Genomic DNA, 22,883 nt, shown 5'->3' with positions numbered 1-22,883 from the left:
ATGTCACCCCGGAGCAGGAAACCGTCGAAGTGGCAGCGGCCCGTCAGCGACCGGCCGTTGCTCGGTGGCAGCCAACTCCGGGAGGAACGCGCCGACGGCGGGTGGATCGTCCGCCGGGTGTCCGGTTCCGCGTCCGGGAAGTCGTACCGCTGCCCGGGGTGCGACCAGCAGATCGCGCCAGGCACACCGCACGTCGTGGTGTGGCCGGAGAACCCCAGCCTGCTCGCCGCGATCGGCGGCGCCCAGTCCCTCGACGAACGCCGCCACTGGCACACCGCCTGCTGGCAGCGCCACAAGTAGATCCCCACCGCACTTGCTTTTCTCGCAGAAGCTGCGACCTCGTCAGCCTGCCAGTCCTCATACACGAAGGGGTTTGGATGAAGCTTCCGGTTGCGTCGTACGGCGACTCCGGTACGCCGGTCGTGGTCATGCACGGACTGTTCGGGTCCGGCCGGAACTGGATGACCGCGGCCCGTCGGCTCGCGAGTGCGCATCGGGTGTTCGCCTTCGACCTGCGCAACCACGGCACGTCGCCGCACACCGACACGATCAGCTATCCGGAGATGGCTGACGACGTCCGGGAGACGATCGAGTCTCTCGGGGTGGGGCCGGTCGCACTCGTGGGTCACTCGATGGGTGGTAAGACCGCGATGCTGACCGCACTGCGGTTCCCGGAGGTCGTGGAGCGCCTGGTCGTGGTTGATGCGGCGCCGGTCGCCTATCCGCCGGCGTTCGTCGAGTACGCGCGGGCGATGCGGGGCGCCGATCTGTCGTCGGTCCAGCGGCGGGCCGACGTCGACGCCCAGTTGGTGGACGCCGTACCGACTCCTGGGACCCGGGCGTTCCTGCTGCAGAACTTGATCCTCGACGATGCCGGTGCTCGCTGGCGGCCCAACCTGCCGGTGATCGAGGCGGCGCTGCCGGCCATCTCCGGCTGGCCTTCCGACATCGAGGGCCTGCGGTACGACGGCCCGACGCTGTTCATCTACGGCGGCAAGTCGGAGTACGTCCAGCAGGACCACCGCGCGACGATCGCGTCATACTTCCCTCAGGTCCAGTACGCCGAAGTCCCCGAAGCCGGTCACTGGGTCCACGCCGAGCGCCTCGACGACTTCCTCGCGGCGCTCACTCCCTTCCTGCCCTGACACCCTTCCCGCCCAGACACACCCTTCCCCGCCCAGACACACCCTTCCCGCCGGGACACACCCTCCCGCCGGGACACACCCTCCCACCGGGCACACCCTCCCTGCCCGGGCACACCCTCCCACCGGGCACACCCTCCCTGCCCGGGCACACCCTCCCTGCCCAGACACCCCGATCCGGGACGAGGCGTTTGCGTCCCACCTGAACTTCCGTGATCCGGACAACATCGCCCTCGAGTTCAGCGCGTCGAACGCGGTGTGCGCCGAGTGGATGGAAGAGTTGCGGACCCGGGACAGCCCGGCGGAGATCAACGCCCGGGTGATGGACTATCTGGCCTCGCCGCAGCCCCCTGACGGCTTGGTGGTAAACGTTTGTCCGTAATCCATTGACCTCCGCCTGAAGACCTCGGTAAGTTTTCAACCCAGTTCCTGCAGGATCCACGATCTGGGTTGGTGGTTGGCGATGGCAGTCCGGACCGGCGCGGAGCGTCTGGCCGGGGAACCGGGGCTGGTGGACGACGGCCGCCTCGGATTGATCACGAATTTCACCGGCGTACTGCCGGATCTGCGACCCACCTCGGTCGCGCTGCTGGAGGCCGGTCTTCCCCTGACCGCGCTCTTCGGTCCCGAACACGGCCTGCGCGGTACGGCGCAAGCCGGCGAGAGCGAGGCGGAAGGCGTCGACCCGGACACCGGGCTGCCCGTCTTCGACACCTATCTCCGCCACGGTCGCGAACTCGACGACCTGTTCTCCGGCGTCGACGTGCTCCTGTTCGACATCCAGGACATCGGCACGCGGTTCTATACCTACGTCTGGACGATGTACGACTGCCTGAAAGCGGCCGAACGCCTGGGCAAGCCGTTCGTCGTCCTCGACCGGCCGAACCCGCTCGGCGGCGTGCAGGTGGAAGGCCCGGCGCTCCAGCCGGGCTTCGAGAGCTTCGTCGGCCGCGCCCCGATCCCGCTCCGGCACGGTCTGACCGTCGGCGAGCTGGCCCGTCAGTTGGGTGAGGCAACAGTCATCACGATGGACGGCTGGTCCCGCGACTCGTGGGAGACCGGGATGACCTGGGTACCGCCGTCGCCGAATATGCCGACCCTCGACACCGCTCTCGTCTATCCCGGCACGGGGCTCTTCGAGGGCACGAACCTCAGCGAGGGCCGCGGCACTACCCGGCCGTTCGAGACAATCGGGGCGCCGTTCATCGACGCCCGGTTCGTCCCGGCGTTGCGCGAGTGCGAGCTCCCCGGCGTCGTGTTCCGCCGTACCTGGTTCGAACCGGTCTTCAGTAAGTACGCCGGTCAGGCGGTGCCCGGGGTCCAGGTGCATGTCGTGGACCGGGCGGCGTACCAGCCGGTGCGGACCGCGCTGGTCATGCTCCGGGTGCTGAACGACCTCTACCCCTCCGACTTCGGTCTACTCCCGTCGCTCGACAAGCTCTGGGGCTCCGACTCCCTGCGCAAGTCACTCGAGGCGCGGGAGGACCCGGTAGCCCTGTTGCCCTCGACAACTCTCGACTGGCCCCGCCCGGACGCACTCCTCTACGAAGGGACGACCCGATGATCCGCTCGTTCGAGGTTGGTGACGGTCCGGCGCTTGCCTCCGTGTGGACGGCGGCGGCGCCGGCGGACCCGATCGGCTATGCGCGGTTCCTCGACCAGTTCCTGGTCGACCGCAACTTCGACCCGGCCGGGCTCAAGGTTGCCGTGCACAACGACCAGGTGGTCGGCGCGGCCTACGCCGTACGACGGCTGATCGCAGCCGCAGGCGACGACCTCGAACCAGCCAGCGGATGGATCCCTTTCTTCTTCGTGCACCCGGACCACCGCGGCCAAGGGATCGGCCGCGACCTGTTGACAGCAGCCATGGACTGGCTCCGCGACCAAGGCCGGACCGAGGTCTTCTTCTCCTCGTACACCCCGAACTACTTCCTGCCCGGCCTCGACAGCGCCCGTTACCCAGCTGCCCAACGACTAACCGCGGCCCTCGGATTCGAGCCGCAGTACGACGCAGTCGCAATGGACCGGAGCCTGGTCGGGTACGAGATCCCGCCCGACGTCCGCGACCGGATCAACCTGTTGATCAATGATGGATACACGTTCGGAACCCCGACCGGTGATGAGTTGACCACATTGATCAACATTGCCGGGGTTGATTTCAACCCGGACTGGGCGCGGGCGATCCGTGAGGCCGTGGTGGCGGGCATGCCACTGGACCGGATCGTGGTGGCGCGTGATCCCGGCCGCCGGATCCTCGGCTGGGCGATGCACGGCACCTACGAAGGTGTGATCGATCGTTTCGGACCGTTCGGCGTACTCCCGGAGAGCCGCGGTACCGGGCTCGGCAAGGTGCTCCTGCATCTGACGCTGGAGCGGATGGCCGGCGTAGGCGCCCACAGCGCGTGGTTCCTCTGGACCGGCGAGAAATCCGCGGCCGGGCAGCTCTATCTGAAGACCGGCTTCACCATCACCCGCACGTTCACCATCCTCCGGGCTTCCCTGGTCCGGTCCGACGGGAAGGACTGATATGCGTATCAGAAAGGGCATCCCGGCCCTGATCGCGGCACTCGGACTCATGGCCACTGGCGCTGCCTGCGGTGGCGGGGACGGTTCGGGTGGTGGTGGCGGCAAGGTGCAGCTCACGCTGCTCAGCCACTACGCCTCGGATCCGGCCAAGAGTGGGCTGGACAAGATGATCGCGCAGTGGAACAAGGAGAATCCGGACATCCAGGTGAAGTCCGAGGTGGTCAAGTTCGACGACCTCCTGACCACGTTGACCGTTCGGCAGACCGGCGGCCGCGGTGCGGACATCGTCAGCGCCTACGGACTGTGGGGCGGCCAGCTGGAGAAGGCGAACGTGGTGGCGAAGGTGCCCGACGAGATCGCCCAGAAGATCAAGGCGAGCTACAGCCCAGCGGCTCTCGGCGCGGTCACAACCGGGGACACGCTGCTCGGCTACCCGACCGAGTTCAACACCTACGCGCTCTTCTACAACAAGAAGACTCTCGCCGCGGCCGGCGTCAGCAAGCCGCCGGCGACCTGGGCCGAGCTCGAGGACGTGGCGAAGAAGGTCGTCAAGCGCGATGCCAACGGCAACGTCCAGGTCGAGGGCCTCAGCCTGATCCAGGACGGCGACAACAAGTCGGCACACCCGTTCCTGTCCCTGCTCGACTCGGCCGGCGGAACCTTCCTCGGCAAGGACGGCTCACCGCAGTTCAACAACGACGCCGGCAAATCCGCCCTGCAGGTCGAGGCCGACCTTGCCGCGGCGAAGGCGACCAACCCGTCGATCTCGCCGACCAAGCAGTTCCGCAGCGGCGGCGTCGCAATGGCGATCCAGGCCGGCTGGTGGCTGGGCAGCCTGAAGACCCAGATGAAGGACAAGTACTCCGACGTCGGCGTCGCCCCGATCCCGGGACCGACCGCGGGCAGCATGGGATCGCTCGCGTACGGCTTCTTCATGGGCGTGAACCAGCGCAGCAAGCACTCCGACGAGGCGTGGAAGTTCCTCAGCTGGCTGAACGAGCACCAGACCGAGGGCGGCGTCACCGAGATGGGCAAGTGGCTGGCCGACCAGGGCCTGATCCCGCCACGCGCCGCGGACGCTGCGACGTACCAGAAGACGCTGACCGACCCGAACTTCAAGCCGATCTACGCAGCGGCGGAGTACGCGATGCCGGAGCCGAACCAGGCGGGCGCCTACGAGGCGAAGACCGCTTTGCACAATGCGATCATGACTGTGCTTGCCAATGGCAAGAGTCCTGACGAGGCGCTGGCGCAGGCGGCCAAGGCAGTCAAGCCGCAATGACGACCGCTGTTCAGGTCCGCACGGCCACGGTGACCGTGGCCAAGCGACCTGCCCTGCATCGCGAGGGACGGGCGGCGTACCTGTTCCTCGCGCCGTCGCTACTGTTCTTCTGTGTGTTCCTGATCCTGCCGTTCATCTTCGCCGTCGTGCTGGCCTTTTCCGACTGGGGCGGCTTCGACCTCGGCACGATCAAGTTCGCCGGGATCAAGAACTTCTCTGACGTGCTGAGCTTCGACGGCACGTTCGTGAAGCCGATTCTCGTCAATACGTTGCTTTTCGCCTTCGGGTCCGTGGTGATGGCGACGGTCGGATCGGTGCTCGTCGCCTACTGCATCGACCGGCTGAGCTTCCAGGGCTTCTGGCGGGTGCTGTACTTCCTGCCGGTGGTCGCGACGGTGGTGGCCATCGGCAACGTGTGGAAGATGATGTACCAGCCGGCCGGACTGATCAACGGCATCCTGAACAAGCTCGGCGTGAACAGCATCGGCTTCCTGTCCGATGCGTCGTACGCCTTGCCGTCGGTGACTGTCGTCCACGCTTGGGCCTCGATCGGAGGCGCCGTGCTCATCCTCACCGCGGGACTGAAGGCGATCCCGGGCATGTACTACGAGGCCGCCGAGGTGGACGGGGCGAACAGCTGGCACATGTTCTGGCAGATCACGCTGCCGTTGCTGCGGCCGTCGCTGTTGTTCGTGTTGATCACACAGTTCATTGCCGGCCTGCAGTCGTTCGCATTGATCATTGTCATGACAGGTGATGGTGGACCGGTCAACGCGACCAACGTGGCGGCGTTCGAGATGTACCAGCAGGCGTTCAAGTTCGGCGCCTGGGGGACGGCGAGCGCGATGGCGATGGTGCTGTTCGTGGTGATCTTCGTGATCACGCTGCTGCAGCTGTGGATCGCCCGGCGGCGCGGGGAGGAGACGTCATGAGGCGCCGTCGGTTCCCGTGGTTCTCGTATTTGGTCGTGATCCTGGGCGGCGTCGCGATGGTGATGCCGTTCCTCGACATGCTGATGAGCTCGTTCAAGGGCGCGGGGGAGTACGGCGTGATCCCGTACCAGTTCCTGCCGAAGTCCTTCGGGCTGGACAACTACAAGGCGGCGTTCGACCAGCTCGAGCTCGGGCGGCTGTTTCGCAACAGCGTCATCGTCACGGTCAGCGTGACCGTCAGCGTCCTGATCACGTCGTCGATGGCGGGGTACGCACTGGCCAAGCTGCGGTTCCGCGGCCGCGCGGTGATCTTCCGGTTCATCCTGGCCACGATGATGCTGCCGCCGTTCCTGCTGCTGATTCCGACGTTCCTGATCATGCTGAACTGGCCGTTGGCCGGCGGCAACGACATCCTCGGCCGCGGCGGCGACGGCGGTCTGACCACCAGCCTGATCGCGCTGATCCTGCCGTTCACGGTGAGCGGGTTCGGCATCTTCCTGATGCGGCAGTTCATGGTGTCGCTGCCGGACGAGATGCTCGAGGCGGCCAAGATCGACGGGGCGAACCAGTGGCAGACCTGGCGCCTGATCGTGCTGCCGCAGACCAAGCCGGTCGCGATCACGCTCGGCCTGATCACGTTCATCGGCCAGTGGAACGAGTACATCTGGACGCTGCTGATCTCGTCGTCCGACCCATCCCTGCAGACCCTCCCGGTCGGGATCCAGTTGCTGCAGAGCTTCCTCGACCCCGATCGCACGATGCCGATCGTGATGGCCGGCCTGGTCCTCAGCACCCTGCCGGTGCTCGTTGTGTTCCTGTTGTTCCAGAAGTACTACGTGCGAGGCGTCGTACTGAGTGGCCTGAAGTGAGGAGACCCTTGTGACCAAATCAGTGCTCGCCGTCGGGGCGCACATCGGCGACATGGACCTGACCGCCGGGCCGACCCTGGCGAAGCTGGTCCAGGAGGGCGCGAGCGCCACCATCGTCGCGCTCACGCCGGGGGAGCGGGGTCACCCGCGGATGACCCCGTCGGAGTACAAGAAGCAGAAGATCGCCGAGGGCGAGGCCTTCGCCGCCGCGATCGGCGCCGATTTCATCGTCCTCGACCACAGCGACGGTTTCCTCCCCGACTCCGACGACGTCGCGCTCGAACTCGCCACGATCATCCGCGAGAAGCAGCCCGACACGCTCATCGCGCACTGGAAACACAGCATCCACCGCGACCACGAACATGCGTCGAGCCTGGCCGAGCGAGCCCGGTTCCTGGCCGGCCTCCCGTCGGACCAGGAGATCGACGGGATGGACGGTGCCGTGGGCAAGCTCGCCGCACTCCCGCGGCACGGCGTCCGCTCGATCCTGCACGCCGAGAACTGGGAGGACATGGAAGGCTTCCAGCCGTCGATGTACGTCCCCATCCCCGACGAGGCCTTCTACCTCTGGGTCTCCGCGATCCGCCACCAGGCCTTCGCCCGGGGCGAAACCTACGGCTTCCGCTACATCGACTACTACACCGCCCTCATGACCACCCGAGGCTGCCTAGCCGGCTACCCCCGAGCCTGCGCCTTCCACACCAACGCCACTCCGGAGATCACCAAACTCGCAGGCCCGTAGGGGACTACTCGTAGCGGAGGGCTTCGGCGGCTGGGATTCGGGTGGCTAGGCGGGCCGGGAGGCTGGTGGCGAGGGCGACCAATAAGACGGTGCCGAGCGGGATGAGGGCTAGTGACCACCAGGAGGCGATTACTCGGTCCTCGGGGCTTCCGCCGGCGATGCCGTAGACGGTGATGTAGAGGGCGATGCCTACCGGGATCGACAGGATGACTGCGACGGTGGCGAGGGCTACGTGGGCGCTGATCAGGCTGGACGCGATCTGCCGGGGTGTGAGGCCGACGGACTTCAGTACGCCGTACTCGCGGACGCGCTCGCGCACGGAGAGAAGGGCGACCGCGATGAGGGTCGTGACGGTGATGAGGAGGAGTACGGCGTCGAGGGTGTAGACGAGGACAGGCAGCTCACGCGGTACGTCGCTGACCTCGTCGGCGGCCTGGGCGTCGAGGTTGGCCTGCATCGAGAGCGCGAAGACGACGGCTGCCCCGGTGACCACGATCGCACCGGCCAGCCGCGTGGCTCGGTGTCGCCTGGTGACAAGGTCCTTGAGACCGAGCGACAACACGACCGGAAGGGCCGCCCGGCCGATCAGGCGGCCGAGGCGTGATCGCGACGCAGGTGCCGCGGAGCCGGACTGGATCGCCTGCAGAACAGTGAACCCGATGCCGCGCCGGGCCGACGACGCGGCACTGCCGATCAGCACGATCAACACAGGGCAGGCGGCGACGAGCAGATGCCACGGGTTCATCGCGATCGTTGGCGCTCCCACCATTGTCGCGATACTCGACGCGGCCAGCCGAGGCGCGAGCGGTACCCCGATCGCGAAGCCGAGGACCACCGCGATCAGGCCGAGTCCGGCGGATTCCAGCGCGAACACCACGGTGATCTGGCGTGGAGTGACGCCGACAGCCTTCAGCAATCCGATCTCGCGATGCTGCGCGCCGGCGCGGGCCGTGACCAGGATCGCCACCACCGCGAAGACCACCGCAAGCAAGACGATTGTGTACGTCGTGAGCACGAGCCGAGTGGGCGCAGCCTCCTCCAACGCACTCGCGCGCTGGTCCTGCCATGTCTCGAAGGCTGCGGTGGTCGGCGGCACGGCCCCAGCAGCCCGTACGGCGAAGTCCGGTGCGGCAGCCGGATCGGCCAGGCGGACGGCCTCGGTCCAGCGCCAGCGACCGGTGTCCGGCTGGACCCGCTCCAGCGTGGGGCGTGATACCCAGGCCAGTCCGGGGTTCCGGCGGGGATAGCGCGGCTGGCTGGGCGACACCGCAGTACCGACGACGGTCAGCTCCACCGGATCACCAGTCGTTGCCAGGCGCACCGTCGTACCGACGGTGAGACCGAGGGCCTCGGCGAAGCTGCGCTCGAGCACGATCCCGTCCGCGGGTTGGCCTACGCCGTCGATCGGGATTGCTGTGTTGACGTGTGGGGCGGATGCTTGACCGGCGAGCTGCAATCGGTCGGTCGTGCCCAGTACGTCGGCGTTCGCGTTCGGGATGGGCTCGTCTCGTTGGGCGACGCCGGGGAGTCTCGCGATCTTGTCCGCATCCGCCGCCGAGGCGACGTTCGCGAGGACGTGGGCGCCGTTGGCCTCGTCGAAGGTCCGCTGCCACGGATCGCGGACAGTCGCCCCTACTTCGAGCGCGAGAACGATGGTCGCCGCCGCGGCAGTGCAGAGCAGGACGGTCAGCGCGCTCGCGAGTAGCCGGGAGCGGAGTCCCGCGAACGCGAGCCTGACCAGGGTGAGCGTCATACCGGTCCACCGGCGTCGAAGGGGAGCGTGACCGGTCGGGCCGATTGCAGCTCGGTGTCGTCGTTCACCAGCCCATCGCGAAGGGTGATCACCCGGTCCGCTGCCGCGGCGACACGGGTGTCGTGGGTTACGAGCAGCAGCGTCTGGCCCCGGTCGCGCGCGATGCGGAGGAGAGCGAGCACCTCGCGGGACGAGGCCGAGTCGAGGTTCCCGGTCGGTTCGTCGCCGAGCAGGATGTCCGGCGTGTTCGCCAGGGCACGGGCGAGGGCGACCCGCTGTTGCTCTCCTCCGGACAGCTGGGACGGCGCTGCGTCGTACTTGTTCTCGAGACCGAGGTCGTCCAGCAGTCTGCTCGCGGCGTCCCGGGCTTCCTTCCGGTGGCGGCCGACCAGGAGGAGTGGCAGTTCGACGTTCTCGATGGCGGACAGGGTCGGCATCAGGTTGAAGAACTGGAACACGAACCCGACCTTCTGCCGGCGCATCCGCGCCAGCGCGGTCTCGCTCAACTGGTCGATCCGCTCGTCGCCGAGCCAGACCTCGCCGGCGGTCACGCGATCGAGCCCCGCCATGAGGTTGAGCAGCGTCGACTTCCCGCACCCGCTCGGTCCCACGATCGCGACGAACTCGCCGCTGTTGATCGTGAGGTCGATACCGCGGACGGCCAGGACCTGGGTTCCCCCGGTGTCGTACGTCTTGGCGAGCCTTCGGGTCTCGAGCACCGGTGTCATGCCGGCTCCCGTTGCATCGGCAGTCGCTGCTCGATCAGGTCGAGCCACTCCAGGTCGGCCTTCAGGTGCAGGATCGCGCCCTCGGCCAGCAGTTCGGCGGCCGGTCGGGACCCATCGGTCGCCACCATCGCATCGAGGTCACGCAGGGACTGCAGGTACTCGCGTCGTTGCCCCGCGATCAGCGCCTTCGGCTCGGCCAGCCCGGCCGACGCGAGAATCACCAGCTTCATGAAGAACTCGTCCTTCAGCCGCGTGCCCGGCACCGGCGTCTCGATCCATCCCGTCAGCGCCGCCCGCCCGGCCTCGGTGAGCTCGTACACCCGTTTGCGCCGGTTGTCGCCCTCGATGCTCTCGCTGGTCACCAGCCCGTCCCGCTCGAGCCGCGCCAGCGTCGAGTAGATCTGGCCGGCGTTCAAGGCGGGCAGCAGCTCCCCGAACTCCTGCTCGAGGGCTTGCTTGATCTCGTACCCGTACCGGTTCTCGTCCGCCAGCAACGCCAGAAACAACGACCGCATAGATAGCGAGAATATATACCCGCTATCTATCTGTCCAGACCCTGCGCGTGGACTACATTCCGACAGGTTGACCGGGCTCTGGAGGAAGACCCTTGGGTACGTCGTACGCGCCGTCGGACAAGGTGGCTGCCGCTTTCGCGCCACTCGTCGACGGGAGATGTGAGCGGCGTGAGCTCGATCGGGGTGGTCGCGTGCTGCGGTGGCTCGAGGCGGGCGCGGGGCCGACTGTCTTGTTCGAGGCCGGCGCGATGTCGCCGGCCGCCGGGTTCGCGGCGGTCTTCAAGGCACTCGCTCCCGACTATCGGGTGATCTTCTACGACCGGGCCGGGTACGGTGTCAGCGAACCGGCGCCGCTCAGCCTGGAGCTGCAGCTCGGTGATCTGCTGGCAGTCCTTGGGGCGGTCGGACCGTGTGTCGTTGTCGGGCACAGCTGGGGAGGTCTGCTGGCACAGTTGGCCACCTGGGAACGGCCCGAACTGGTCGCCGGTCTGGTGCTGCTCGACCCCTCGCACGAGGTCTTCTGGTCGGAGCTCCTCAGCGGGGACAACCGACACCCGAGCCGGACCGCGCCGGCGAGCGAGGATTCGCGGGCTGCGGACGTGCTGAAGTTCGGTCGCGAGCTGGCCGCTGACGTCGCCCGGAGTGTCGGAGGAGATGAGCGCCTCCAGCGCCTGCTGATCGAGGCGTGCCTGTCCTACCTGGAGACGGACGAGCAGCTGTTCACGTACCTCGACGAGTTCCCGATGATCCTCGACCACGTCGACGACCTGGCCGCCCGCCGTGCGCAGGGTGTCTGGCCGGAGCTACCGGTTGTGGTGCTCACGGCCACCAAGGGTAGGCCGGCGGACAGCACCGAGCAGGTGACCACTGTCCTGGACCAACTGGTTGCCACGGTCAACGGTCGCCACACGATCGTCCCTGACTCCGGCCATTACATGCATCTCGACCGCCCGGACCTCGTCGTACGGGCGGTCAGAGACGTAGGCGCTTAGGAGTCGTCGGCTTTGCGGACCCAGACCTCTCGGATGATGAGGAGGAGGGCGGCGGCGCAGGGGATGGCCAGGAGGGCGCCGACGACCCCGAGGAGGGCGCCGCCGAGGAGGGCGGCGATCACCGTGACGGCGCCGGGGATGTCGACGGCCCGGCGCATGATCCGCGGGGCGACGACGTAGTTCTCGATCTGCTGGTAGATGATGCCGTACGCGAGACAGGCGACGCCGGTCCATAGGCCGACAGTGAAGCCGATCAGCGAGACGAGGACGACACCGATCAGGCCGCCGACCATCGGGATGAACGCGGTGAACATGACCACGATCGCCAGCGCCACGGCGTACTCGCGCAGACCGACGATCTCCAGGAACACGAACATGCAGAAGCCCGCGCACAGGGCGACCATGAACTGGCCACTGACGTAGCCGCCGACCCGGGCCAGCACCTCGTCGCCGAGAATCGAGACGCGGGTACGCCGGGTCCGCGGGACCAGGCTGTACGCCGCGCGCTTGACCGACGGCAGCGAGGCGAGGAAGTACAGCGTCAGGATCAGGATCGTGAACGTGTTGAACAACGCGTTCGCGACCACCTTGCCGACACCGAGGATGCCGCCGAACGCGCGCTGCGCCAGCGCCGGGTCCTGGATGTAGTCCTTGGCCTTCTGGACGTAGTGGTAGCGCTTGTCGAGCTCGTCCAGCGTCTGCGACTTCTGCAGCAGGTCGAGCCACTGCGGTGCGTTCCGGATCAGGCTGTTGATCTGGTCGGTGACCACCGGCACGATCGCGAACCCGACGCCGGCGACCGCGAGGATCATCAGCAGGAACACGACGCCGACGGACAGGCCGCGCTTCAGGCCGCGGCGCATGAACCACTCGACCAGCGGGTTCAGGCCGACCGCGATGAACATGGAGACCAGCAGCAGGATCAGGACCGACTTGGCCTGGCCGGCCGCGTTCCACAAGCCCCAGGCGACCAGTACGCCGAGGGCCGCGAAGAAGCCGAACATGAACGGGCTCGAGCGCCGCAACGGCGGGCCGGGCAGGCCCATGCCGACGTCCGGGTGCCGCTCCTCGATCAGCAGTTCGCTGGCGAGATCGTCGTCCGCCGTCTTCGGGAGAGCCTCGGCATCCTCCGCCGACTCGGCCGCCTTGTCAGCGGCCTTGCCGGCCAACTCGACCGTTTTGTCCGCAGACTCATCGGCTTTGTCGGCGGACTCGTCGGCCTTGTCCGCCGACTCATCCGCTGTGTCGGCGGACTCGTCGGCCTCGTCGGCCGATTCGTCGGCTTTGTCCGCGGACTCGCCGGCTTCGTCGGCTGATCCGTCCGCCTGCTGGGCGGACCGTGCTGCTGCGTCGGCGGAGTGGTCCGCCTTGTCCGCGGCCTGTTCTGCGTCGGCGGCGGCCTCCTGCGCTTCGCGGGTTGCCTCGGCGAGGTCCCGGTCGGGGGTCGTAGTGGAGGTGTCGTCGCCGGCTGGCGTCACGTCGTCTTGTCCTTCGGGGATCGCGAGCCCGCCTTGGCCTCGTCGGTCTTCTTCTCGTCGACCGAGCCGTTCGGCCGGGCCCGCGCCTGAGTCTCCTCCGACACGAGGTCATCCAGCCGGAACTCGTCGATCTTGGTGGAGTCCGCCGGCTCGTCGTCGTCCGCCTTCGAATCGTCTGCCGAGTCGGCGCCCTTCGAATCGACAGCCTTCGAGCCGGCAGCCTTCGAGTCATCGACCGACGTAGACGCCTTCGACGACGCAGACCGCGAGGACGCGCGAGAGGTCGACGCGCCAGAGCTCGACGCGGCCGAGGTGGACGACGAGTTCGACGCAGCAGAGCTGGATGCGTCAGGAGTGGTCGACGTGGACGTGGCGGAGTCGGACTCGTCGGCCGGGCCGCCGGCGGTCTTGCTCACCAGGTCGTCGGTGTCCTTCGGGTCGACCCGCAATGCGGTGTCGATGCGCGTCTCGTCGACCCGTGCGTCGCCCGCACCCAGCCCGACGAACGGGCTCGCCCCGGTGAACGGCCCCTCTTCACCCTCGGCGTACGACGCCTCAGCCGGCACCGGCGTGGCCGCGGCGAACGGGTTGTCGTCCTTGGGCGCAAACGGGCTCTCGCCCTTCGGGGCGAACGGGCTCTCGTCCTTGGGCGCGAAGGGGCTCTCATCCTTCGGTGCGAACGGCCGGGCAGCCGAAGCGGCGGATCCGGCGGACGCGCCGCCGTCCGCAGCAGCTCCAGAATCGGCCGAAGAGTCACCCAGTGCGTCAGCAGAGTCAGAACCGATCGCGCCGGCAGAAGACGGTGCGTCGAACGGGCTCGGTGCGGCTGCCTCCGGCGGTGCCGCGAACGGGCTGGGCGCCGGCGCATTCTGCGGCCCGGCCAACGGGTTGCTCGACGGCCCGCCCAATGAGTCCGCCGCCTGCTGGCGGTTGAAGGGGCTGACGTACGCCGGGGCCGCGGTCTCGGAGTCGAGTTCGGCGGCCTGGCGGGCGATGTTGCTGGCGATCTCGTTCAGACCCGCGATCTGGGTCAGGATGCCGTCGCGGCGCTTCGCGAGCCGCTCGGTCTCCCGGGCGACGATCGTGCGCGACCGCTCCGCCTCGTCCGCGGCGTTCGCGAGCTCGGACTCGGAGCGGGTCCGCGCGGTGGTCAGCAACTGCTCGGCCTCGCGCCGCGCCCGGGTGATCGTCCGCTCGGCCGACTCCTCGGCCTCGGCGCGGATCTTGCGAGCCTGCTCGGTGGCCTCCGCCACCCGGCGCTCGGAAGCCTCGGCGGCCTCGCGCATCTGGGTGGTGAGGTTCTCGGTGTCGGCCGCGATCTGCTGGTGCTTGTCGGCGAGCTCCTTGGCCTGCTGCTCACGCTCGTCGGCGAGCCGGGCCCGCAGGGCGGCGGACTCGCGCTGGATCGCCGTACGGATCTTCTCCGCCTCGTGCAGGGCACCGTTCTTCAGCGTGCTGGCCTGCGACTCGGCGGTCAGTTGCAGCTGCTCGGCCTTGCGCCGCGCGGCCTGCAGAACCTCAGATCCCTCGGTCTCCGCGGTACGGCGCAGCTCGGCGGCGTCGCCCTCGGCGGTCCGGCGCAGGCTGTCGGCCTCGTTCAGCGCGACCGAGCGGATGTCCTCGGCCTCGCGGTCACCGGTCGCCCGCACCGCTGCGGCCTCCTTGGCGGCCGTGCTGCGCAGCTCATCGGCCTCGCGGCGGGCCTCCTCGAGCGCCTCGGACGCCTGGTCCTGGGCGAGCCGGAGGATCTGCGCGGCCCGGTCGCCGAGTCCGGCGTACGACGGGTTGGCGCTGGCGTCGAGCTGACGCCGGGTCTCCTCCAGTTGCCGCTGCATCGGCGCGACACTGCCCTGGAGCTCATCGGCTCTGTTACGGGCCTCGACGAGTTGCATCTCCAGCGCGCGGACATAGTCGTCCACGGCCTGCTTGTCGTACCCACGTCGACTGACCGGGAAGCCCCCGGCCGCTGTCGCCGTACGGTCGAAAAATGGCAGGCTCGACTCGTCAGGCATTCCCGAGATTCCCTTCTGGCGGCTCACTGAATCCCCCACCTTAAGCCTGTCAGAACTCGGGCGTAACCAGCCAATCGGGCCCCTGGGACGACCCGACCCAACCGTTATCTGTTACGGAAGCGATTGATGGCGGCCTCGTGCTGCGCCCGGAGCGACGGATTGCGGACGCCGAGGCCCTCGCTCGGCGCCAGGGTGAGTACGCCGACCTTGCCCTGGTGCAGGTTGCGGTGGACGTCGTACGCCGCCTGGGCGGTGTCCTCGAGCGGGTAGACCTTGCTGACCGTCGGATGGACCATGCCCTTGGCAATCAACCGGTTCGCCTCCCAGGCCTCCCGGTAGTTGGCGAAGTGAGAGCCGATGATCCGCTTCAGGTTCATCCACAGGTACCGGTTGTCGTACTCGTGCATGAAGCCGGACGTCGACGCACACGTCACGATCGTCCCGCCGCGCCGGGCGACGTACACCGACGCCCCGAACGTCTCCCGCCCCGGGTGCTCGAACACGATGTCGGGGTCGTCGCCACCGGTGAGCTCACGGATCCGGGCGCCGAACCGCTTCCACTCCTTCTGGTCCTGCGTCGTCTCGTCGGCCCAGAACTTGTACCCCTCGGCCGACCGGTCGATGATCAGCGACGCCCCCATCGCCCGGCAGATCTCCGCCTTCTCCGGCGACGACACCACGCACACCGGGATCGCTCCGCCGTTCAGCGCGAACTGCGTCGCGTAGGAACCCAGCCCGCCCGACGCACCCCAGATCAGCACGACGTCGCCCTGCTTCATGTCGGCGCCGTTCGCGGAGACTAGCTGCCGGTACGCCGTGCTGTTCACCAGACCCGGGGACGCGGCCTCCTCCCAGGTGAGGTGCTCCGGCTTCGGCATCAGCTGGTTCGACTTCACCAGCGCGAGCTCGGCCAGGCCGCCGAAGTTCGTCTCGAAGCCCCAGATCCGCTGCTCGGAGTCGAGCATCGTGTCGTTGTGCCCGTCGGGCGACTCGAGCTCGACGGACAGGCAGTGCGCGACCACCTCGTCGCCGGGCTTCCACGCGTTCACCCCGGGCCCGGCCCGCAGTACGACGCCGGCCAGGTCGGAACCGACCACGTGGTACGGCAGATCGTGGCGGGCCGTCAGCGGCGACAGCTTCCCGTACCGCTTCAGGAACGCGAACGTCGAGACCGGCTCGAAGATCGACGTCCACACGGTGTTGTAGTTGATCGCGCTCGCCATCACGGCGACCAGCGCCTCACCCGGCCCGAGCTCGGGCGTCGGTACGTCGTCCAGGTGCAGGCTCTTGCGCGGATCCTTCTCCTTGCTGTCCAGACCCTCGAACATGTCCGCCTCGTCGGCGTGGACTGTGATTCCGCGGTAGTGATCGGGTACGTCGATTTCGGCCACGGCTGCGGTGTCACCGGCGAGAATCGCGTCAAGGATCTGCTTCACGTCGTACCTCCTGCAACGGCGGTCTTAGAGGGTGTCTGGGAGTCCTGCGCCTGCTGCGCGGCACTCGGCGGGCACCTCGGCACTCCGCCGAGCACCTGCTCGCGACGACGCAGGACTCCCAGACACCCTCTCGGTGAGCGGAACTTACCGCTGAGTATGCACGTCTGGCTGTGCCTTGTAACACAAGCGGGGGCCGGTGAGACGACCGTCACTTGTGTAGTCCACCGTTGTCAGTGGTCTTATTCAGCGCAGGCGGGTGGAGAGCCGTACCTGGGTGAAGTCGTCGCCCGACCGCAGCTGCACCAGATCGCACAGCTGGTTCGCCAGCCAGACGCCCCGTCCGCCGAGTCCGTCGAGTGGCGGCAGCACGCGTCCGACCAGCAGATCGTCGATCCGTCCCTGGTCCGCGACGTCGCAGACCAGTGAGCCGTCCTCGATCCACACCGACAACGTCCCGAAGCCACCGCCGAACCGGATGCTGTTCGTGCAGATCTCGTGCAGCGCCAGCTCCAGGTCGTCCATCCGATCCGGCGACACCCCGTGCGACGACGCCCGCGCGTTGACCCATTGCCGGATCTGCGCGAGCTCGCCGCGCACGAACTCCCAGCGCTCGGCCCGATCCGGTACGGCGGGCAGCGCGGTCCGGAATGTCTTCTCTGCAAGGCCTTCCGGCACCGAATGCGTCACCGTCGGATCGATCCCGACGACCGCATCGTACGGACAGCGGAGCCGGAAACCCACAGCGTCGGCGAAGGCCACCGACAGCAGAGCCTCGTGCAGCAAGGCTTCCTCGTACTCCGCTGCCGTCCGGCCGGCGTACGCCGGTTCGCCGAGCCCGCGAACCACTCGGCCCGGGTGCTCGTCGAGGACCCCACGCCAGAACGGAATGATCCGGGCCGGATTGTGGCCGGCGACGGTCATATCGATAAAACGCACCTGCTCGGCCGCCTCACCGAGCGCCTGGCGCAGCTCGGCATTCCGCTCCGGGGGGAGTGCGACCACGACCTTCTCACCGGCAGCCAGGCCGTCACGGACGTACGGCGCCGCGGAAAGCACGAACTCCTCGCTACAGGTATAGACGAAGGCGTCGTGCCGGAACCCTGCGTGCGCACCGCCCGGAGAGTCGGTGGCGCTGTCCTTCAGCACCCGAACAGCCTAGTCCGGCGACCGCTACCGGGCAGCGCGTCGGGGCGCGCCGTCACCCGGTGTTCGAGAGCCGTAACAGACCGGTCGTGAGGGCCGGGTTCAGGCCGGTTCGACGAGCTCGACAAGGACGCCGCCGGCCGAGCGCGGATGGATGAAGTTCACCCGCGAACCGGCGGTGCCGCGGCGCGGTTCGTCGTACAGGAGCTCGGCGCCGCGCTCGCGCAGGGTCGCCGAGACCGCGTCGAGGTCGCTGACCCGGTAGGCGAGTTGCTGGATGCCCGGCCCGCGCTGGACCAGGAACTTGGCGATCGGCGAGGAGTCCGACAGCGGGGCGAGCAGCTGGATCGACGAACCCGAGTCGCCGACCGACAGCATGGCCTCGCGCACGCCCTGCTCCTCGTTGATCTCCTCGTGCGCGACCGTCATGCCGAACACCTCGGCGTAGAACCGGACCGCCTCGTCGAAGTCGGCCACGGCAACGCCCACGTGGTCGATCGCGTCGAACAAGGTCCCGGTGACGGTGCTCTTCATAGCGCCAGAGTGGCGCAGCCGGCGGCCGGAATCCATGGAAAGTGGCAGAGCTGACACGACGTGTGTGACTTGATCGACAGCGGCGTACCAGTGCGGTCGCAGGTATCGTGACAACATGTCTGACGCCACCCGTAGTTCAGCGAACACCACTGTCATAGTCGCCGGCGCGCGGACCCCGATCGGGCGGCTGCTGGGTGGCCTCAAGGGCTTCACCGGCGCCGAGCTCGGCGGCTTCGCGATCAAGGGCGCACTGGAGAAGGCCGGCGTCGCGCCGGACCAGGTCGAGTACGTGATCATGGGCCAGGTGCTGCAGGCCGGCGCCGGTCAGATCGCCGCCCGGCAGGCCGCCGCCAAGGCCGGCATCCCGATGACCGTCCCGGCCATCACCATCAACAAGGTCTGCCTGTCCGGCCTGAACGCGATCGCGCTCGCCGGCCAGCTGATCCGCGCCGGTGAGTACGACATCGTCGTGGCCGGCGGGATGGAGTCGATGACGAACGCGCCGCACCTGCTGCCCAAGTCCCGCGAGGGCTTCAAGTACGGCGACGTCACCATGGTCGACTCGATGGCGTACGACGGGTTGTGGGACGCGTTCACCGACCAGCCGATGGGTGCGCTCACCGACCAGGCCAACAACGAGGGTCTCAAGCTCAGCCGCGAGGAGCAGGACGAGTTCGCCGTGCGCTCGCACCAGCGCGCGGCCGAGGGCTGGAAGAACGGTCTGTTCGCCGACGAGGTGATCCCGGTCGAGGTGCCGCAGCGCAAGGGCGACCCGATCGTGGTCGACAGCGACGAGGGTGTCCGCAGTGACACCTCTGTCGAGGCGCTGGCCCGGCTGCGTCCGGCCTTCGGCAAGGACGGCACGATCACGGCCGGGTCGTCGTCGCCGATCTCCGACGGCGGCTGCGCCGTGGTCGTGATGAGCAAGGCGAAGGCCGAGGAGCTCGGGCTGAGCTGGATCGCCGAGATCGGCGCCCACAGTTCGGTGGCGGGGCCGGACTCGACGCTGCAGAGCCAGCCCGCGCACGCGATCGCGAAGGCCTGCCAGAAGGAAGGCATCGAGCCCACCGCGCTCGACCTGATCGAGATCAACGAGGCGTTCGCGTCGGTCGGGATCGCGTCCACGCGGGAGCTGAAGGTCGACGCCGACAAGGTCAACGTGAACGGCGGTGCGATCGCCGTCGGACACCCGATCGGGATGTCCGGTGCCCGGCTGGTCCTGCACCTCGCGCTCGAGCTGGGCCGCCGCGGCGGTGGTGTCGGCGCGGCCGCGCTGTGCGGTGGCGGTGGCCAGGGCGACGCGCTCATCGTCCGGGTCCCGAAGAGCTGATGCCGCGCCGGACCGCACCGGTCTCGGAGCTGGTCGAGCGGGCCCGGGAGGGTGACTCCCGGGCCGTCGCCCGGCTGATCTCACTGGTCGAGGACGAATCGCCCTTGCTGCGTGAGGTGATGGCGGCCCTGTCGCCGTACGCCGGTCATGCGCACATCGTCGGCATCACGGGCTCGCCCGGCGTCGGGAAGTCCACGTCGACGTCGGCGCTCGTCACGGCGTACCGGGCGACCGGGAAGCGGGTCGGTGTGCTCGCGGTCGACCCGTCGTCGCCGTTCTCCGGTGGTGCGCTGCTCGGGGACCGGGTGCGGATGCAGGACCACGCGACCGATACCGGGGTGTTCATCCGGTCGATGGCTTCCCGTGGGCATCTCGGCGGTCTGGCCTGGTCGACCCCGCAGGCGCTGCGGGTGCTCGACGCGGCTGGGTACGACGTTGTCTTGGTGGAGACCGTCGGTGTCGGGCAGTCCGAGGTGGAGATCGCCGGGATGGCGGACACCACCCTCATCCTGCTGGCGCCGGGGATGGGTGACGGCATCCAGGCGGCGAAGGCCGGCATCCTCGAGGTCGGCGACATTTACGTGGTGAACAAGGCCGATCGGGACGGCGTGCAGAACGTCACCCGCGACCTGCGGCACATGCTCGCACTGGCCGAACGACCGGAAGGCGCCTGGTCGCCGCCGATCCTGAAGACCGTTGCCTCGCGCAACGAAGGCGTCGACGAGGTGGTGGCGGCGATCGAGGAACGGCTGGCCTGGATGCGGTCCAACGGCGTCCTGGACGAACGGCGCCGGAGCCGGGCCCGGGACGAGATCGAGGCGATCGCGATGACCTCGTTGCGATCCCGGTTCGCGCACCTGCACGGCGACGCGCGGCTCGATGTCCTGGCCGCCAAGGTCGCTGAGGGGAACACGGACCCTTACACCGCCGCGGACGAGTTGATCGCGGCGCTCTGATCAATCTCAGATGCAACACCCGACCACGGACTGTCACATTGTGTCTCTCCCTGGTGTTCATCCAATGGCTGTTCCGAAATCGGGCAAACATCGCAGGATTTCCGCCGTACGGCGGGATGCACGTCTCGTGGCGGCGCGCCGGTGGGTGCCATGCCCCCGAATCCGTTACAGAATGGACCTTGTAGCTGGTGAGCATTGTGCGGTGGGCTGTGTTCAGTCAGTGACAATTGGTGACGGTCCGTGATACAAACTCAAATACAGTCGACCGAGTGGTTGCTAACGAGGAGTGGTGACATGCCGAAGAAGCTGTTGATCTGGTCGGTCATCGCCTTTGCCGCCTTCTATCTGTTCACTCAGCCGGCGAACGCGGCCGATGCGGTGGGAGGCGCGTTCTCGGCCATCGGTGACGCGTTCGAGAGTGTGATCACCTTCTTGAGCGCGCTGTTCAGCTGATCTGCCGTCCGAGTGTCCCGTTACGAGCAATCGTGCGGGACACTTGGCTGTACGGGCCGCAACGCGGCGCGCGGCGGTTGGCAAGAGAGGGTGGTAGGGGAGTGAGTGGATGGCCGGCATAGGCCTGTTCCGGATCTTCGACCCGAAGGTCCGGCGGCACCTGATCTCGGACGAGGGCGAGGTCGTCATCGACGAGGTCCGCCAGCACTGGGTGGTGTACTTGCCGCCGATGCTCGAGGTCGCGCTGGCGACCGCCTTGCTGGTCGCGATGGTGACGACGGATATCGGTGGCCAGCCCGTCATCCTCGCGCTCGTGCTGGTGCTGCTCACGCACGCCTTCTGGCAGTTCCTCACCCACCACCGGGACCGGTTCGTGGTCACCAACATGCGGGTCATGCGGATCCGTGGCGTCTTCTCGCAGACCGTCGCGACCACCCCGATCGCGCGAGTCCTCGACATCACCCTGCAGAAGCCGATCGTCGGCCGGATCTTCGGCTACGGCCATTTCGTCTTCGAGTCCGCGGCGCAGGACCAGGGCTTCCGCGAGATCAAGTGGGTCAGCCGTCCCGACGACCGTGACCTGACCATCCAGCGCGTCATCCAGCGCACGGGCCTGCGCGCGTCGGCCAGCGTCGACGTGGTGGAGGGCGACGACGACTCCGACGACGACGGCACCGGTCCGATCGGGATGGACTCCGCGCAGGAGATCACCACCACGGTGCCCGCCGCGCCGGCGCGTCGCGGTGGCCCACCACCGTCCTCCGGTCCGGCGTCGAAGTCGATCTTCAACAGCGAACGCGGCAAGTGGACCGACGAGGACTGAGCTCAGTCGGCCGCGGCTCGGAAGAGTTCGAGGCGACGCTCGCGATGGCGTCGTTCGGCGTCGGTCGACGGACCTTCCAGCGCCTGGGTGAGTTCCTCGACTGCTTCGTCGTACCGGTGATCGCGGGCCAGTAGCTCGGCGCGGACGGCGTGCCAGCGTGGGCTGGGTGTGAGCTCGCTGAGCAAGGCGAGTCCCGCTGTGGTGCCTTTTGCTTCGGCGGCCGCGACCGCGCGTCCCAGGTCGGCTGCCGGGCTGGGCGCGACCGACACCAGGAGCTCGTACAGGCGGAGGATCTCCGTCCAGTCCGTGGTGTCGTAGCTGGGTGCGCGGGCGTGCTCGGCCGCGATGGCGGCCTGGAGTTGGTAGGCATCGGCCTGCTGGTTCGAGCGCAGGAGCGAGTCGTTGAGAAGCTCGATTCCGCGGGCGATCGCGGCGTTGTCCCAGCGGCCGCGGTCCTGCTGGTCGAGCGTGACGACCTCACCCTCGGCGTCCAGGCGGGCTGGGCGACGCGCCTCGGTGAGCAGCAGCAGTGCGAGTACGGCGGTCGGCATCGACTGATCGGGCAGCAGCTCGTGCAGGAGCTCCGCCAACCGGATTGCCTCCGCGCAGACATCGACGTCGTACGCCGTTTGTCCTTCGACCGGAGCGTGGCCGGACGTGTAGAGGCTGTGGACCACTCCGCAGACCGCGGGCAGGCGCTGGGGGAGTTCGGCCTCGGGTGGCACCCGGTACGGGATGCGGGCGGCGGCGATCTTCTGCCGGGCTCGGGTCAGGCGCTTCGCGGTCGCGGCCTCGGTCGTGAGCATGACGCCGGCGATCTGCGCGGGAGACAGTCCGCACAAGGTGCGCAAGGCCAACGCGACTCGGGTTGGTGGTGAGAGCGCGGGGTGGCAGCAGGTGAAGATCAGCCGCAGCAGGTCGTCCTGGACCACCTCGGCCGGGACGATGTCGGTGCGGCCCAGCTCGATCAGCTGGGTGCTGTCACGTTCCTTGTCGGCGCGGGCCCGTTCGCGCCGGATGATGTCGATCGCCTTGCGCCGGGCGGTCACGGTCAGCCAGGCGCGCGGCTCGGGCGGTACTCCTGTCACCGGCCAGGCGCCGAGGGCCGCCAGGGTGGCCTCCTGGACGGCGTCCTCGGCGAGTTGCACGTCGCCGACGGTCCGGATCAGCGTCGCGAGGATGCGTGTCCCCTCGACCCGGACCGTCTCGGCCACCGCGTCGTGCCCTGGCTCCATCG

At 68.2% G+C, this 22,883-nt stretch carries 22 protein-coding genes; 13 read left to right on the top strand and 9 right to left on the bottom strand.

Translation table 11 applies throughout. From position 1 onward, the window contains the following. From E0H73_RS15370 to E0H73_RS15335, 8 genes are all read left to right on the top strand, one after another. The gene (locus E0H73_RS15370) at positions 1–300 is read left to right on the top strand and encodes a hypothetical protein (protein WP_131355755.1); all 300 of its coding nucleotides are present in this window, start codon (positions 1–3) and stop codon (positions 298–300) included. Positions 301–377: 77 nt separating this feature from the next. Continuing rightward, a complete protein-coding gene (locus E0H73_RS15365; RefSeq protein ID WP_131355754.1) occupies positions 378–1,145 on the top strand; it encodes an alpha/beta fold hydrolase in 768 nt (255 codons plus the stop codon). Positions 1,146–1,605: 460 nt separating this feature from the next. After that, on the top strand, positions 1,606–2,706 hold the full coding sequence (locus E0H73_RS15360; RefSeq protein ID WP_131355753.1) for an exo-beta-N-acetylmuramidase NamZ family protein: 1,101 nt from the start codon (positions 1,606–1,608) through the stop codon (positions 2,704–2,706). Further along, a complete protein-coding gene (locus tag E0H73_RS15355) occupies positions 2,703–3,668 on the top strand; it encodes a GNAT family N-acetyltransferase (RefSeq protein WP_131355751.1) in 966 nt (321 codons plus the stop codon). Before E0H73_RS15360 ends, E0H73_RS15355 begins: the two co-directional genes overlap by 4 nt. A 1-nt stretch (position 3,669) precedes the next feature. After that, positions 3,670–4,950: an extracellular solute-binding protein gene (locus E0H73_RS15350; RefSeq protein ID WP_131355749.1), complete on the top strand. Its 1,281-nt coding sequence runs from the start codon at positions 3,670–3,672 to the stop codon at positions 4,948–4,950. Next, on the top strand, positions 4,947–5,882 hold the full coding sequence (locus E0H73_RS15345; protein WP_131355746.1) for a carbohydrate ABC transporter permease: 936 nt from the start codon (positions 4,947–4,949) through the stop codon (positions 5,880–5,882). Before E0H73_RS15350 ends, E0H73_RS15345 begins: the two co-directional genes overlap by 4 nt. Next, positions 5,879–6,751 carry a carbohydrate ABC transporter permease gene (locus E0H73_RS15340; RefSeq protein WP_131355743.1) on the top strand — a complete coding sequence of 291 codons (873 nt, stop codon included), beginning with the start codon at positions 5,879–5,881 and terminating at the stop codon, positions 6,749–6,751. The genes E0H73_RS15345 and E0H73_RS15340 overlap by 4 nt, the downstream gene beginning before the upstream one ends. A 10-nt stretch (positions 6,752–6,761) precedes the next feature. Beyond that, entirely contained in the window at positions 6,762–7,493 is a 732-nt protein-coding gene (locus E0H73_RS15335) for a PIG-L deacetylase family protein (RefSeq protein ID WP_131355739.1), read from the top strand. Between the two features lie 4 nt (positions 7,494–7,497). Here E0H73_RS15335 and E0H73_RS15330 read toward each other — a convergent pair whose 3' ends face one another. From E0H73_RS15330 to E0H73_RS15320, 3 genes are read right to left on the bottom strand one after another with little or no spacing between them, the layout of a single operon-like run. Further along, entirely contained in the window at positions 7,498–9,246 is a 1,749-nt protein-coding gene (locus E0H73_RS15330; RefSeq protein WP_131355735.1) for an ABC transporter permease, read from the bottom strand. Then, complete coding sequence (locus tag E0H73_RS15325) at positions 9,243–9,974, bottom strand: ABC transporter ATP-binding protein (RefSeq protein WP_131355732.1); 732 nt, start codon at positions 9,972–9,974, stop codon at positions 9,243–9,245. Before E0H73_RS15325 ends, E0H73_RS15330 begins: the two co-directional genes overlap by 4 nt. Next, positions 9,971–10,489, bottom strand: a complete 519-nt coding sequence (locus tag E0H73_RS15320; protein WP_131355729.1) for a PadR family transcriptional regulator — start codon at positions 10,487–10,489, stop codon at positions 9,971–9,973. Before E0H73_RS15320 ends, E0H73_RS15325 begins: the two co-directional genes overlap by 4 nt. A gap of 92 nt (positions 10,490–10,581) precedes the next feature. Here E0H73_RS15320 and E0H73_RS15315 point away from each other — a divergent pair, with 92 nt between their 5' ends. Beyond that, the gene (locus tag E0H73_RS15315) at positions 10,582–11,481 is read left to right on the top strand and encodes an alpha/beta fold hydrolase (RefSeq protein WP_131355726.1); all 900 of its coding nucleotides are present in this window, start codon (positions 10,582–10,584) and stop codon (positions 11,479–11,481) included. On the opposite strand, the gene E0H73_RS15310 is transcribed toward E0H73_RS15315, so the two are convergent. From E0H73_RS15310 to mce, 5 genes are all read right to left on the bottom strand, one after another. Continuing rightward, positions 11,478–12,959 (bottom strand): AI-2E family transporter, encoded by a 1,482-nt coding sequence (locus E0H73_RS15310; protein ID WP_131355723.1) that lies wholly within the window; start codon positions 12,957–12,959, stop codon positions 11,478–11,480. The genes E0H73_RS15315 and E0H73_RS15310 overlap by 4 nt on opposite strands. Continuing rightward, the gene (locus E0H73_RS15305; protein WP_238164021.1) at positions 12,956–14,971 is read right to left on the bottom strand and encodes a coiled-coil domain-containing protein; all 2,016 of its coding nucleotides are present in this window, start codon (positions 14,969–14,971) and stop codon (positions 12,956–12,958) included. Before E0H73_RS15305 ends, E0H73_RS15310 begins: the two co-directional genes overlap by 4 nt. A 104-nt stretch (positions 14,972–15,075) precedes the next feature. Further along, the gene (gene ccrA, locus E0H73_RS15295; protein WP_131355714.1) at positions 15,076–16,407 is read right to left on the bottom strand and encodes a crotonyl-CoA carboxylase/reductase; all 1,332 of its coding nucleotides are present in this window, start codon (positions 16,405–16,407) and stop codon (positions 15,076–15,078) included. A gap of 243 nt (positions 16,408–16,650) precedes the next feature. Continuing rightward, on the bottom strand, positions 16,651–17,553 hold the full coding sequence (locus tag E0H73_RS15290; RefSeq protein ID WP_131355711.1) for a sensor histidine kinase: 903 nt from the start codon (positions 17,551–17,553) through the stop codon (positions 16,651–16,653). Positions 17,554–17,652: 99 nt separating this feature from the next. After that, positions 17,653–18,084, bottom strand: coding sequence for a methylmalonyl-CoA epimerase (mce, locus tag E0H73_RS15285; protein ID WP_131355708.1), 432 nt, complete (start codon positions 18,082–18,084; stop codon positions 17,653–17,655). A 115-nt stretch (positions 18,085–18,199) separates the two neighbouring features. Between mce and E0H73_RS15280 the strand changes: the two genes are divergently transcribed. From E0H73_RS15280 to E0H73_RS15270, 4 genes are all read left to right on the top strand, one after another. Beyond that, positions 18,200–19,414, top strand: a complete 1,215-nt coding sequence (locus E0H73_RS15280; RefSeq protein ID WP_131355705.1) for an acetyl-CoA C-acetyltransferase — start codon at positions 18,200–18,202, stop codon at positions 19,412–19,414. Next, positions 19,414–20,370 (top strand): methylmalonyl Co-A mutase-associated GTPase MeaB, encoded by a 957-nt coding sequence (gene meaB / locus E0H73_RS15275; RefSeq protein WP_131355702.1) that lies wholly within the window; start codon positions 19,414–19,416, stop codon positions 20,368–20,370. The genes E0H73_RS15280 and meaB overlap by 1 nt, the downstream gene beginning before the upstream one ends. A gap of 294 nt (positions 20,371–20,664) precedes the next feature. After that, positions 20,665–20,823 (top strand): hypothetical protein, encoded by a 159-nt coding sequence (locus E0H73_RS45845; RefSeq protein WP_165555682.1) that lies wholly within the window; start codon positions 20,665–20,667, stop codon positions 20,821–20,823. A gap of 109 nt (positions 20,824–20,932) precedes the next feature. Then, positions 20,933–21,646, top strand: a complete 714-nt coding sequence (locus E0H73_RS15270) for a PH domain-containing protein (RefSeq protein ID WP_131355699.1) — start codon at positions 20,933–20,935, stop codon at positions 21,644–21,646. 2 nt (positions 21,647–21,648) lie between these two features. Here the strand turns inward: E0H73_RS15270 and E0H73_RS15265 are convergent, their stop codons facing one another. Continuing rightward, positions 21,649–22,881: an RNA polymerase sigma factor gene (locus E0H73_RS15265; protein WP_131355696.1), complete on the bottom strand. Its 1,233-nt coding sequence runs from the start codon at positions 22,879–22,881 to the stop codon at positions 21,649–21,651. Positions 22,882–22,883 lie beyond the last annotated feature (2 nt).

The organism is Kribbella pittospori (genome assembly GCF_004331465.1).
Taxonomy (GTDB): Bacteria; Actinomycetota; Actinomycetes; order Propionibacteriales; family Kribbellaceae; genus Kribbella; species Kribbella pittospori.
This window is presented reverse-complemented; position numbering and strand designations above follow the sequence as displayed.